The sequence below is a fragment of the Microbacterium sp. genome, from assembly GCF_052099035.1.
Taxonomy (GTDB): Bacteria; Actinomycetota; Actinomycetes; order Actinomycetales; family Microbacteriaceae; genus Microbacterium.
Genome location: NZ_JBQDSX010000015.1, coordinates 19,623 through 32,524, shown reverse-complemented (window position 1 = coordinate 32,524; position 12,902 = coordinate 19,623). Strand labels below are relative to the sequence as shown.

Annotated in this window: 13 protein-coding genes and 1 pseudogene; 5 read left to right on the top strand and 9 right to left on the bottom strand. The window is 66.1% G+C overall.

Translation table 11 applies throughout. The features are described from left to right. Positions 1-92 precede the first annotated feature (92 nt). The 5 genes from ACTIAO_RS06840 to ACTIAO_RS06820 all read right to left on the bottom strand — a co-directional run bounded on the left by ACTIAO_RS06840 (position 93) and on the right by ACTIAO_RS06820 (position 2,965). Positions 93-419 carry a DUF2469 family protein gene (locus ACTIAO_RS06840; protein WP_441905531.1) on the bottom strand — a complete coding sequence of 109 codons (327 nt, stop codon included), beginning with the start codon at positions 417-419 and terminating at the stop codon, positions 93-95. 20 nt (positions 420-439) lie between these two features. Then, positions 440-1,099, bottom strand: a complete 660-nt coding sequence (locus ACTIAO_RS06835; RefSeq protein ID WP_441905530.1) for a ribonuclease HII — start codon at positions 1,097-1,099, stop codon at positions 440-442. Beyond that, complete coding sequence (gene lepB / locus ACTIAO_RS06830; RefSeq protein WP_441905529.1) at positions 1,096-1,827, bottom strand: signal peptidase I; 732 nt, start codon at positions 1,825-1,827, stop codon at positions 1,096-1,098. Before lepB ends, ACTIAO_RS06835 begins: the two co-directional genes overlap by 4 nt. 123 nt (positions 1,828-1,950) lie before the next feature. Then, a complete protein-coding gene (gene rplS, locus ACTIAO_RS06825) occupies positions 1,951-2,298 on the bottom strand; it encodes a 50S ribosomal protein L19 (protein ID WP_441905528.1) in 348 nt (115 codons plus the stop codon). A 166-nt stretch (positions 2,299-2,464) separates the two neighbouring features. After that, entirely contained in the window at positions 2,465-2,965 is a 501-nt protein-coding gene (locus ACTIAO_RS06820) for an MFS transporter permease (protein WP_441905527.1), read from the bottom strand. A gap of 100 nt (positions 2,966-3,065) precedes the next feature. Here ACTIAO_RS06820 and map point away from each other — a divergent pair, with 100 nt between their 5' ends. Next, on the top strand, positions 3,066-3,848 hold the full coding sequence (map, locus tag ACTIAO_RS06815; protein ID WP_441905526.1) for a type I methionyl aminopeptidase: 783 nt from the start codon (positions 3,066-3,068) through the stop codon (positions 3,846-3,848). An 8-nt stretch (positions 3,849-3,856) separates the two neighbouring features. On the opposite strand, the gene ACTIAO_RS06810 is transcribed toward map, so the two are convergent. Both ACTIAO_RS06810 and ACTIAO_RS06805 read right to left on the bottom strand, forming a co-directional pair. Next, positions 3,857-4,597, bottom strand: coding sequence for a class I SAM-dependent methyltransferase (locus ACTIAO_RS06810; protein ID WP_441905525.1), 741 nt, complete (start codon positions 4,595-4,597; stop codon positions 3,857-3,859). Between the two features lie 108 nt (positions 4,598-4,705). Then, positions 4,706-6,304: an ABC-F family ATP-binding cassette domain-containing protein gene (locus ACTIAO_RS06805; RefSeq protein WP_441905524.1), complete on the bottom strand. Its 1,599-nt coding sequence runs from the start codon at positions 6,302-6,304 to the stop codon at positions 4,706-4,708. 182 nt (positions 6,305-6,486) lie between these two features. Here ACTIAO_RS06805 and ACTIAO_RS06800 point away from each other — a divergent pair, with 182 nt between their 5' ends. From ACTIAO_RS06800 to ACTIAO_RS06785, 4 genes and pseudogenes are all read left to right on the top strand, one after another. Beyond that, complete coding sequence (locus tag ACTIAO_RS06800) at positions 6,487-7,158, top strand: DedA family protein (protein ID WP_441905523.1); 672 nt, start codon at positions 6,487-6,489, stop codon at positions 7,156-7,158. A 5-nt stretch (positions 7,159-7,163) separates the two neighbouring features. Next, positions 7,164-8,399, top strand: a complete 1,236-nt coding sequence (locus ACTIAO_RS06795; protein WP_441905522.1) for a sensor histidine kinase — start codon at positions 7,164-7,166, stop codon at positions 8,397-8,399. Beyond that, a complete protein-coding gene (locus tag ACTIAO_RS06790) occupies positions 8,396-9,064 on the top strand; it encodes a response regulator (RefSeq protein ID WP_441905521.1) in 669 nt (222 codons plus the stop codon). Before ACTIAO_RS06795 ends, ACTIAO_RS06790 begins: the two co-directional genes overlap by 4 nt. A gap of 101 nt (positions 9,065-9,165) precedes the next feature. Beyond that, positions 9,166-10,248 (top strand): annotated as a pseudogene (locus tag ACTIAO_RS06785) (acyltransferase family protein); the annotation flags it as partial. A gap of 215 nt (positions 10,249-10,463) precedes the next feature. Here ACTIAO_RS06785 and ACTIAO_RS06780 read toward each other — a convergent pair. Together ACTIAO_RS06780 and ACTIAO_RS06775 are read right to left on the bottom strand one after the other, a co-directional pair. Then, on the bottom strand, positions 10,464-11,825 hold the full coding sequence (locus tag ACTIAO_RS06780; RefSeq protein WP_441905520.1) for an MFS transporter: 1,362 nt from the start codon (positions 11,823-11,825) through the stop codon (positions 10,464-10,466). Next, positions 11,822-12,901, bottom strand: a complete 1,080-nt coding sequence (locus ACTIAO_RS06775; RefSeq protein ID WP_441905519.1) for a MalY/PatB family protein — start codon at positions 12,899-12,901, stop codon at positions 11,822-11,824. The genes ACTIAO_RS06780 and ACTIAO_RS06775 overlap by 4 nt, the downstream gene beginning before the upstream one ends. Position 12,902: the final 1 nt, after the last annotated feature.

Below are 12,902 nucleotides of genomic sequence, written 5' to 3'. Positions count from 1 at the left end.
AGACAGCTTGCGTCGCGCACCGCGCACGCGTTCACCGTAAACCCACGATCGGTGCATCCGACCTCAGCAGAGTCGGATTGTGGATAACCGTGTCACTTGCCGTCGAGTGACAGATCCTCGGGAAGTTCGAACTCGCGGCGCTGCAGCTCTTCGACGTTGACGTCCTTGAACGTGAGGACGCGCACGGCCTTCACGAAGCGGTCCGCGCGATAGATGTCCCACACCCACACGTCGACCATCGAGATCTCGAAGTAGAAATCGTGCTCGGTGTCCCGACGGACGACGTTCACCTCGTTGGCGAGATAGAACCGACGCTCGGTCTCGACGACGTACTGGAACTGCCCTACGACATCTCGATACTCGCGGAACAGCGCGAGCTCGAGTTCGCGGTCGTAGTCGTCGAATGCCTCTTCATCCATGATGAGTCCATCCTATGAGTTCAAAACAGTGTGGGCGCATCGGAGATCGCCCATGATGCGCGGTGCAGCGGCGAAAGTCCCGACTCGCGGATCGCCGCACGATGCTCCGCGCTCGCATAGCCCTTGTTGCGGTCCCACTGATAGACCGGGTGCTCGAGGTGGCGCTCGGCCATGTGCGTGTCGCGCGCGACCTTCGCGATGACCGACGCGGCTGAGACCGACGCGCAGTCGCGGTCACCTTTGATGACCGATCGCACCTGCAGCGGAGCCGCGTGCACGCGCGAGACATAGTCGTGGTTCCCGTCGAGGATGACCAGAGCATCATCGAGCACTGCGCCCGCAGCAACGACCGCATCGATCGCGCGGGATGCCGCGAGTCCCAGCGCGTGCATGATCCCGACGTCGTCGACCTCGGCAGCGCTCGCCCAGCCTGTCCCGGATGCCTGCACCCACGCGGCCGCGCGTGCGGCGACGTCAGGGCGCCGCTTCTCTGTGACGAGCTTCGAGTCGCGCAGTCCTTCCGGGACACGGCGGCGGGCACCGGCGGCATCCATCACGGCGGCCCCGACCACGACGGGGCCGGCGAGTGCCCCACGTCCGACCTCGTCGAGCGAGATGACCAGACCGTACTCGGTCAGAATCTTCCTCTCGAGCGTGAGTCGTGGCGCGGTGACGGTCATTCTTCCGGGTCCGGCACGCCGTTGAAGATGTCGTGGTGCCCATCGATCGTGCCGATGCGCGAGAGCGGCCACGTGGTCAGGAAGGCTTTGCCGACGACGCTGTCCAACGGTACGAATCCGCCGCTGGGCAGATCCTGATGCGCGCGCGCATCCTGCGATCGGTCGCGGTTGTCCCCCAGCACCCAGATCGATCCCTCGGGAACAGTGACATCGAATGGCTCGTTGGATGCCGCGGTGTCCCCCTCCGGGAGATCCAGATACGAGAGTTCATCGATCGGGGCATCGTTGATCGTGATCTGCCCCAGCGCGTTGCAGCACACGACGTGATCTCCAGGTAACCCGATGAGGCGCTTGACGAGATGATCCTCGCTGTCCGATGAGGTCAGTCCGATCAGCGTCAGCAAGCCGTCGACCCATTCGAATACCACCGGTCCCCGCTCCGGCTTGGGCGTGACCGGAAGCCATCCGCCCGGGTCTGTGAACACGACGACGTCGCCTCGCTCGTAGCCGGTCCATCGTGGGGTGAGCTCGTCGACGAGGATGCGGTCATTGACCATCAGAGTCTTCTCCATCGAGGCCGACGGGATGTAGAAAGACCGTACGACGAAGCTCTTCACCAGGAATGAGACCAGAGCCGCGATCACGATGATCACGAGGACATCGCGGAGGAACATCCAGAATCCGCGACGCCGCTTCTGTGGGACGTCCGAAGCGGCTTCCGATGTCATCGCATTCCTTCGCAGGGGGTTCTTCGCACCGCGAGCGGCGGTACGTTCAAGGTTCGCATACTCCGGAGAGAACGCAGCACCCCGGGACACTGTGTCCCGGGGTGCTGTGAAGAAAAGCTGCGCTCAGTTGTCGCGCTTCTCCTTGATCTTGGCCTTCTTGCCGCGAAGGTTGCGGAGGTAGTAGAGCTTCGCGCGACGCACATCACCGCGGGTGACGATCTCGATGTGGTCGATCGTCGGGGAGTGCACGGGGAAGGTGCGCTCGACGCCCACCTGGAAGCTGATCTTGCGAACCGTGAAGGTCTCGCGCACGCCATCGCCCTGACGACCGAGGACGACGCCCTGGAAGACCTGGACACGGGAGCGGGAGCCCTCAACGATGTTGACGTGCACCTTGACGGTGTCGCCGGGACGGAACTCGGGAATGTCGGAACGGAGCGATGCCGCGTCGACGGCGTCCAGGATCTGCATGATCGTCTCTCTCTGCACTCGCCACAGGTCGGATGCATGAATATGGAAGGAATACGTGAAGTGTGTGCTGAACGGCGCATGTAGCGCACGCGGACTCCCCTGAGGCAGAGTCGGTCACGGCACAAACATTCATTCTGCCATGGATCAGACGTCCCACAAAACCACGTCAGTGCTCGGAGGCCGGCTTCTCCCGGATGACGAAGACTTCGCTGTCGCTGTCGCGCGGTACGCGCGGTGCAGATGCTGCCTCAGCATCCACCGACGACGTCGTCATGATGCGGATGCCGGGCCCCGCCGTGCGCGCCTCGGCCCACAGCTGTCGCAGCATCAGCCAGAACAGCACGATGGCGACGGCGATCGCAGCGGTCAGCAGCAACGGGAACCACGCCTGCAGGTAGCATCCGACCGCGATCGTGAGCGCATGCCAGACGCCGACTCCTGCCACGTCCCACCACGACGCCATCCGCGTCTCACGCGCAGACGGCCGGGCGCGTTGGAGGAGGGTCAGCACGATCTGCCCGATGAGCACGGAGGGAATCGCGATGAACAGCACCCACAGGAACGCCCATCCACCGGCGTTGAAGATGCCCCAGCCGACCAGCAGCCACAGCGGCAGCACGACCGCCGCCGGGAACATCCAGCGATAGAAGGCTCGTCGCAACCACATGCTCCGATGGTACGTCGGCGTGCGCATGTGCAGTCGCGTGTTCGCTGTGAGCGGGTGCATGCCCGGATCAGGGAGAATGGAGGGGACGAGAGGAACACCCATGATCGAACTGCGCACCCCGGCCGAGATCGAAGAGATGAAGGCTGCGGGACGTTTCGTCGCCGAAACCCTGGCGACGCTGCGCGACGAGACGAAGATCGGCACGAATCTGCTGTCGATCGACCGCAAGGCCCACGACCTGATCCGCAAGGCCGGAGCGGAGTCCTGCTACATCGACTACGCGCCCTCCTTCGGCAACGGACCGTTCGGCAAGGTCATCTGCACCTCGATCAATGACGCGGTGCTGCATGGGCTCCCCCACGACTACACGCTGCGTGATGGCGATCTCGTCTCCTTGGACTTCGCTGTCGCCGTCGACGGCTGGGTCGCCGACTCCGCCGTGTCGTTCGTCGTCGGAACGCCTCGCGATGAGGATCTGCGGCTGATCGACACGACCGAGCGCGCGTTGGATGCCGCCATCGCTGCAGCGACGGTCGGCAACCGCATCGGAGACATCTCTGCTGCCGTCGCCGCGATCGCCCACGGCGAGGGCTACTCGATCAACACCGACTTCGGTGGCCACGGCGTCGGTCGCACGATGCATGGCGACCCGCACGTTGCGAACGATGGTCGCGCCGGGCGCGGCTTCCCCCTGCGGGATGGACTCGTGCTCGCGCTCGAGCCGTGGTTCCTGCAGACGACCGACGAGCTGCGAACGGATGCCGACGGCTGGACACTCCGCAGCGCTGACGGATCGCGGGGCGCCCACTCCGAGCACACCGTCGCGATCACCGCAGACGGCCCGATCATCCTGACGGACCGCAGCTTCCTCGGCGTCAAGTAACTGGTCCGTTAGACCGCGCGGTAGGTGAAGACCTCGGTCACCATGGGCAGCGTGAACGTCGTGCGATCTGCTGTGGCCGGATCCCGGTCGAGGATGCTGTTGAGCTGAGCGACCATGGCTGCGCGAGTGTCCTCGTCGGCAGCGAGGAAACTGCTGACAGTGAGCCAGCGGCCGATGTAGTCCTCTCGCGTGATCTGTTCGGACCAGGCGATCTCACTGCGGCGGTCGAAGATGAACCCCGGCAATTCGTCGGCAGCGGATGCCGTCGTCGAGTCGGTCTCCGCGCTCACGGCAGGATGCGCGACACGGTGGCATGCCCGATCCCACGCGCAGTCCGGATCGGAGTGGTTCCACAGCAGCGCCAGCGTGCCGCCCGGCACGAGTACCCGCCGAATCTCAGCACACGCGGCATCCCGATCGAACCAGTGGAACGCCTGCGCGACCGTGACGGCATCCATCGACCCGTCCGGCAGCGGGATGCTCTCGGCGCCACCGACCAATGCTTCTACGGCTGGCAGCTTCGCCCGCAGCACGTCGAGCATCGCAGCCGACGGTTCGACGGCGACCACACGGGCCGCGCGCGAGATCAGCAGCGCGGTGAACTTCCCCGTGCCAGCGCCGAGGTCCAGCACGGCATCCACGCGCTCCGGCAGGATTGCCTGGGCTGCAGCATCCGGAAATCCCGGCCGATACCGGTCGTACTCCTCGCCGATGCCCTCGAACGACTTCGCCAGCTGCTGATCCGCCATGCTTCGACGCTACCGTCTGCGAGAAACCATCTGCCGCACGAGACACCACACCTGCCGTGATGTCTCACGCTGAAAGCGAGGTCTCACGCTGAAAGTGGTGTCTCAGCGCTACGCGAGCTCGATGAGGTCCTGGTACTCCTGGTTCCAGATGTCCTCGACGCCGTCCGGCAGAATGAGCACCCGCTCGGGGTTCAGCGACTGCACTGCCCCCGGGTCGTGGGAGACGAGCACCACGGCGCCCTCATAGTGTGCGAGCGCGTCGAGGATCTCCTCGCGGGACGCGGGGTCGAGGTTGTTCGTCGGCTCATCGAGCAGCAGCAGGTTCGCCGATGACACCACCAGGGTCGCCAGCGACAGACGGGTCTTCTCCCCACCGGAGAGGACCCCAGCGGGCTTGAGCACGTCATCGCCCGTGAACAGGAACGAGCCGAGCACGCGCCGTGCTTCCATTTCGGTGATGTGCGGGGCAGCCGACACCATGTTCTGCAGCACCGACCGCTCGACGTCGAGGTTCTCGTGCTCCTGGGCGTAGTAGCCGATCTTCACGCCGAATCCCGGTTCGAGCTGCCCGGTGTCGGGCTCGTCGACGCCCGCGAGCATCCGCAGCAGGGTCGTCTTGCCGGCACCGTTGAGGCCGAGCACGACGACCTTCGACCCGCGGTCGATCGCGAGGTCGACGTCGGTGAAGATCTCCAGTGAACCGTAGGACTTCGAGAGGCCGGATGCCATCATCGGCGTCTTTCCGCACGGTGCAGGCTTCGGGAAGCGCAGCTTCGCCACGCGATCGGCCTCGCGCACGTCGTCGAGTCCGGCGAGGAGCTTCTCGGCGCGGGCGACCATCTGGTGCGCGGCCGCGGCCTTGGAGGCCTTCGCACCGAAACGGGCAGCCTGCTGCTGCAGCGAGGTCGCCTTCTTCTCGGCGTTCGCACGCTCCTTCTTGCGGCGCTCCTCATCAGCCACCCGCTGACGCAGATAGTTCTTCCAGTTCATGTTGTAGATGTCGATGCTCTGACGGTTCGCGTCCAGGTAGAACACGCGGTTCACCGTCTCACCGACGATCTCGATGTCGTGGCTGATCACGATCAGCCCGCCCTTGTAGTTCTTCAGGAATTCACGCAGCCACACGACACTGTCGGCGTCGAGGTGGTTCGTCGGCTCGTCGAGGATCATCGTCTCGGCATCCGAGAAGAGGATGCGCGCGAGCTCGATGCGTCGGCGCTGACCACCGGAGAGCGACTTCAGCGGCTGATCGAGAATCCGATCCGGCAGAGAGAGGTTATTGGCGATGGATGCCGCTTCTGCTTCGGCCGCATAGCCGCCGAGTCCTTCGAACTTCTCGGTGAGATTGCCGAAGCGACGCATTGCCTTGTCTGCGACTGCCTGGTCGGTGGAAGCCATGTCCTCAGCGGCCTTGGCCAGTCCCAGCTGGATCGTACCGAGACCACGAGCGTCGAGGATGCGCGTACGCGCGAGCATCTCCGGATCGCCGGAACGAGGATCCTGCGGGAGGTAGCCCAGCTCACCGGACTTCGTCACCTTGCCATCGGAGGGCATCAGGTCCCCGGCGAGCACCTTCGTCAAGGTCGTCTTGCCGGCCCCGTTGCGGCCGACCAGTCCGATCTTGTCGCCGTCGGAGACGCGGAACGACACGCCATCCATAAGGAGGCGGGCGCCAACGCGAATCTCGAGGTCGTGCACGGCAAGCACAGCAGTAGTCCGTTTCGTCAGAGGGGTTTTCGGCCAGCGGGTGCAGAACGCACCGAGCCAGCCTCCCAGTATAGATCGCGGTGCCCGTGTAAACGCCCGATGGCAAAGACCCCTCTGGAGTATGACGCCGTCGATACCCCAGGGTGATGTGTGCGCACCCGCCTCGTTCGTAGATTCTCCCCGTGGACATCATCAACGACCTCATCCTGCAGGCTGCCTCCTCCCCCTGGCTGTACCTCGTCATGTTCGCGACGGCGGTGATCGACGGGTTCTTCCCACCCATTCCGAGCGAGACTGTGCTGGTCGCGGCCGCAGCGGTCGCGGCATCCACCGGCGGAACCAACCTCGTGCTGCTGTGCGCGGTCGCAGCCATCGGCGCGATGATCGGGGACAACATCGCCTATGCCATCGGTCGCGCGGTCGGCACGACCCGCTTCGCGTGGATGAGGCGTCCGCGTATCGCTGCTGCCTTCGCCCGCGCGCAGCAGAGACTGGCGCGCAACGGCGCGCCGCTGATTCTCGGTGCCCGCTACGTTCCGGTCGGCCGCGTCGTGGTGAACATGTCTGCGGGGGCACTGGGCTACTCCTGGCGGCGCTTTCTGCCCTTGAGCGCTGTCGCCGGCATCAGCTGGGCGATCTACAGCGCTCTCATCGGCCTCGTCGCCGGGCACTGGCTCACCGACCAGCCACTGCTCAGCGCAGTCTTCGGAATCGTCTTCGCGGTCATCATCGGGGTCGTCATCGACCGTGTGGCGGCACTGCGCCGTCGCCATCGCCGGGGCGCCGAGACGGATGCCGCCCCGGAGAGCATCACCGAAGTCCGCGAGGCCGTGGCGATCGAGGTGGCAAGATGACTCCCATGAGGGTGAAGACGGCGAAGAAGGATCGACCGAAGAAGCCTTCCCGACGTCGCAGGATCTGGCCGCGCGACCGCACCACCGCGCTCGTTGTGGTTCTCGCGGCGATCGCCGTCGTCCTCTACGCCGTACTCGTGCCCGTGCACGCTGCCATATACGGCTCCCCCGTGGCTGTGACGATGGGGCTCGGACTCGTCGCTGTCGGTGCTCCCCTGGTCTCGATCCGCTATCCGAGTATCGCAATCGCTCTGTTCACGGCATCCGCGCTGCTCATCCCGCTGATGATCACGCGCGACGCCCCCGTGAGCGCGCCGTGGCCGTGGTCGGTGCCAATGCTCATCGCCTTCGCCGTCATGGTGGCCTCGGTCACCATCGGGCACGGTTGGCGCCGCGGCCTCATCCAGCTCGCGCTGGGCACTGCCGCAGGGCTCGGTGCGGCAGTCATGCTGGTCTCGATCCCCAGCGGCGACTCCCTCATCGTCACGACCTCGATCGTCAGCGGCGTCTACCTGCTGGCCGTGCTGTTCGCCGGGCGATTGCGCGTCGGCGACGAACTCACCAGGGAACGCGCGAACACCGCCGACGAGCAGGCCAAGCGCGAGCTCGTGGAAGAGCGCACGCGCATCGCGCGCGAGCTCCATGATGTCGTCGCGCACAGCATGTCGCTCATCCAGGTCCAAGCATCCACTGCGCGCTACCGCGTGCCGGATCTCGCTCCGGAAGCGGCCGCCGAGTTCGATGACATCGCCGCATCCGCTCGAGGCGCCCTCACCGAGATGCGCCGGATCCTTGGCGTCCTCCGCACCGAGGATCAGACAGCCGAGCTGGCCCCGCAGCAGGGGATCGACGATATCCTCGCCCTTGTGGAGACCACGCGTCGCGCCGGTGCCGATGTGTCGCTGACCCAGGCGGTCGGCGACGGCGTGTCGATGGCAACGCAGCTCGCCGTCTACCGGATCACCCAGGAGGCGCTGAGCAACGCCGTCCGCCACGCCCCCGGCGTACCGATCTCGGTATCGTTGACGGCGGATGACACCGACATCACCGTCGTCGTCCGCAACGCGTACAGTGGCGAGGCGGTCGACGCACCCGGTGGTCATGGCCTGCGCGGCATGAGCGAGCGTGCATCACTGCTCGGTGGCAGCGTGAACGCCGGACCGGATGCTGATGGCATCTGGACGGTGAGGGCTCTACTGCCTCGGAATCCGCTAACACCCCCTATGGAAGGCCCCCAGTGACGATCGAAGTCCTCATCGCCGATGATCAGGCGATGGTGCGAGCCGGCTTCGCCGCGCTCCTCGACGCACATGAAGGAATCACCGTCACTGGCCAGGCCTCGGACGGTCTCGAGGCCGTCGCACTCGCCAGTCGCCTGGACCCCGACGTGATCCTGATGGATGTACGGATGCCGCAACTGGACGGCATCGAGGCGACCCGCCGCATCCTCGGGCCTTCGTATCCGGCAGCGAAAGTTCCGCGGATCCTCATGCTGACGACCTTCGATATCGACGACTACGTCTACGACGCGCTTCAGGCCGGAGCGAGTGGCTTTCTGCTGAAGGATGCCCTTCCGGAAGAGCTGGTGCACGCCGTGCGCGTCATCGCCGCCGGCGATGCGCTGCTCTCCCCCAGCGTCACTCGTCGGATGATCGCACAGTTCGCCGCGCAGAAGCCTCGCGCCACGGCATCCGCCAATCTTCTCGCCGATCTCACCGACCGCGAACGCGAAGTGCTCACCCTCATCGGGCAGGGACGCTCGAACAGTGAGATCGCCGGCACGCTGTTCATCGCCGAGCAGACGGTCAAGACGCACGTGGGAAAAGTGCTGTCGAAGATCGGTGTGCGGGACCGCGTCCACGCCGTGATCTTCGCGTACGACACCGGACTGGCGGAGCCGGCCTGACCCTCCCCTACGACGGTATGGGGCAGATCGACCCCACCGGTTGATGCCCTCACGCCCACCCCGCTCATAACCTCCTCGAACAGCTACCGAGGAGGAACCCCATGGCCATCGCAGAACTGCGACACATCGCCGCTCCGAAACCGAGCCGCCCGCAGGCAGGGCGCGACACCGGCATCGATCTGGTCCGTGCATTCTGCGTGCTGGGGGTCGTCGTGCTGCACTCCCTGATGGTCGGTGTAACCGTCGTCGGAGGCAACCCGGTCTTCGCCAATGCGAGCGACGGCTCCGCATGGATCACTCCGCTCAGCTGGGTGCTGCAGATCATGCCGCTGTTCTTCGTGATCGGCGGGTTCGCCGGCTACACCTCGTTCATCCGGTCACGCCAGCGCGGCGGCACCGCCAACGCATTCGTCGCCGCACGCATCCACCGGCTGCTCCTGCCAGCCGTGTGCACGGTCGCCGTCGTCGGCGTGTCACTGACAGCCCTGCTGCTCTCGGGAGTACCCGGGGAGCTCGTCGTGATCGCTGGCTACCGGTTCGGGCAGCCGCTGTGGTTCCTCGGAGTCTTCCTGCTGTGCCAGACGCTGCTGCCTGCGCTCGCCGTGGCTCATGAGCGCGCCCCCTGGCGCACGATCGCGCTGCTCGTCGCGGCCGCCATCGTCATCGACGCACTCCGCATCACGACGGGAGCGGATGCCTTCGGCATCCTGAACCTCGCGTTCGTGTGGCTAGCGCTGCAGCAGCTCGGCTTCTTCCTCGCCGACGGGCGCATCAGCGCACTGGCACGCCGCACCCGCGCGATCATCGCGGGCACAGCCGTCACAGGTCTCGTGCTCGCCTGCATAACCGGTGTCTACTCCCCTGACCTCATTGCCAACATCAACCCGCCGACCACGGCACTCCTCTTCGTCGGTGTCGCGCACACGATGCTGATGTCGCTCCTGCGTGAGCGCCTAAACACGTGGAGCAACAGCCCCTTCGGTTCCCGGTTGCGCGGTTTCGTGACGCCGCGTGCCATGACCATCTACCTCTGGCACATGCCGATTCTCCTGGCGATGGCAGGCATCAGTGCCATGCTCAGCATCACGACCGGCATCGCACTGCCTGAACCGAGCAGCTTCGCCTGGTGGATCACTCGGCCGCTGTGGCTCGCTGTCGTGTTCGTCCTGACCGCTGCGGTCGCCACAGTGCTCGCGAGCATCGAAGCCCGTCCGGCCCCGATTCCGACGGACTCGAGCGCACGGCTCGTCGCGGCAACCGCAATCGGAGTGTCCGCCGTCGTCGGTCTGCTCGTTCTGGGTGCCACACCGCTCACGACAGCGCTCGCTGTCGTGCTGATGCTGTCAGCCCTGCGGCTCGCGCGTGTGCGGACGATCGAGGGGCGCGGATCCGACTCTGTTCAGCCGGGCTCCGCACCGTGGCCGAGTCGCAGCGCGGGGATCATGGCCAGCAGCACGACGACGATGGCGAATGCGAACACCAGCGGGAACGCGTCAGCACCGCCCCCGAGCGTCGCGACGCCGAGCCCGGCGATGGCCACCGCGACTGCGGAGCCCGTCGCATCCGAGATCGACAGTGCCGATGAGTTGAACCCGGCGTTTCCCGGTGCGGAGTACGCCAGAGTGAGTACGGTGAGCCGCGGATACAGCAGCCCCATCCCGGCGCCGGCGAAGGCCCAACCGAGGATGATGACCAACGGACTCGCGCCCGTGAGCGCCGTGAGGATAACGCCGACGAAGGCGATCAGAAGAAGCAGGATGCTGATCAGCGCGATGCGCCTGTTGCCGAGCACTTCGCCGTACCGTCCTTGGACAGCAGAACCGCCGGCCCAGGCGAACGCCGAGAGCATCAAGGCGATCCCCGCCCAGGTCGGCGTGAAGCCGAACTCCGCCATGAGCAGATACGGGATGTATGCCTCAGCGGCGAAGAAGCCACCGGCGACCAGTCCTCGGACGAGGATGACGCTCGGGAGCCCTGGTACCGACCGCAACGTGCCCTTCGGCAGCAGGGGCACGACGGCGAAGCCGATGACGATCAGAGCGACGAGCGCGAGCGGCCAGCCCCACGCCGATGGCACATCGGCGGACAAGCCCACCGCCACGGCGCCGACGGCGACCACGATGGCGAGCAGCAGCCGCCGAGTGAGTCCCGCCACGCTACTCGGGTCGCCCCCGCCGAGATCGAGCGCACGCAGCCGAACGGCGATCAGGGTGAACGCGATCACCGTGAGAGCGGCAACTCCGAGGAAGGCCCATCGCCAGTCGAAGAACTCCGCGATCGCACCGGCGAGGAACGGGCCGATCATCGCCGGGATAACCCAGGCCGCGGCGAAGGCTGCGAAAATCCGGCCGTGCAGATGTGGCGGGTACAGCCGCGAGACGACCACATACAGCGCGACAGTCTCACCTCCTGCGCCCAGCCCCTGCACGAGCCGGCCGATGACGAACTGCTCCATCGTGAACGCGAAGCCCGAGATGAGGAGCCCGAGGATGAACAACGACACCGCCGCGTAGAGCGGTCCACGCGGTCCGCGGGCATCCGACCACGCGCCGCAGGCGACCATGCCGATGACGCTGGTCGCGAGGGTTCCCGCGAACGCGACCGCGTAGAGCGATTCTCCGTCTAGCGCCGCACTCACCACGGGCATCACTGTGGTGACAGCCAAGGCTTCGATCGCGCCGAGGAAGATCAGCGCAATGGCCCCGACCGTGACCCCGATCCGCTCTCGGTCCCAGATCGATGCGGCGGGTGAGCCGCTCATGCGCGAGGCGCGTCGAGGGCTGCGATACGGGTGATGGCCTCCGTGATGATCTCGGGGCTCGTCCCGAAGTTCAGGCGGACGTGTCCGGCCCCTTCCGCACCGAACGCCGGACCGAAATGCAGTGCGACCTTCGCTTCGCGGAGAATGCGCTTGGATGGGTTCTCGCCCCAGCCGAGACCTGTGAGGTCGATCCAGGCGAGGTATCCGGCATCCGGCTCTCGATAGCGCGCTTCGGGGAGGTGCGTGGCGAGAAGTTCGGTGATCAGGCGGCGGTTCTCGTCCAGCGTGACGAGGAGTCCGTCGAGCCAGGAATCGCTCTCCTCGGAGAATGCGGCGACAGCCGCGAGCAGGCCGAACTGGCCGGTGCGCCACTCCACCTCGACGGGCAGGCCTCGCACGAGGCGCGTGGTCTCGTCCGCCGCGGTGACCATGAGCGCGCACTTGAGCCCGGCGAGGTTGAATGCCTTGCTCGCGCTGACGACGGCATAGCCGACCGCGCGCGCAACATCCGACACCGTGAGGAACGGGGTGAACCCGGCATCCGGCTGCGCGAGTGGGGCGTGAATTTCGTCGGAGATCACCGCAGCGCCGTGGTCCGCCGCGAGATCCGCGAGGGCAGCGAGTGATCGCGCAGAGTGCACGGTTCCGGTCGGATTGTGCGGATTGCACAGGAGCACTGCGCGCGCGCCATGCTCCAGCGCAACGCGGATGCCGTCAATGTCGAGTTCCCACCCGGAGTCGGTGTCGCGCAGCGGTACGCGCTCGACGACGGCACCCGCTTCTTCGACGATGCCCATGCTGACGTCCGCGGTCGAGCGCATCCGTCCCGGATCGGGCTCCCAGCCGTACCGGCGCGAGGCGAACCCGGCGAAGGCGTCGGCCAGCGGAGTCTTCGAGGCGACATATCCGGTATCGCCGTCGCGCACCGCCCGCTCGAGGGCAGTCGTGATCGCAGGAGCCAGCGGAAAATCGGTCTCCGCGACGAACAACGGCAGCACATCTGCCGGGTATTCGCGCCACTTCTCGCTGGTGCGCTGACGCAGCTGCTCCAGCGGAAGCGCGCGAACCGGTGTCATC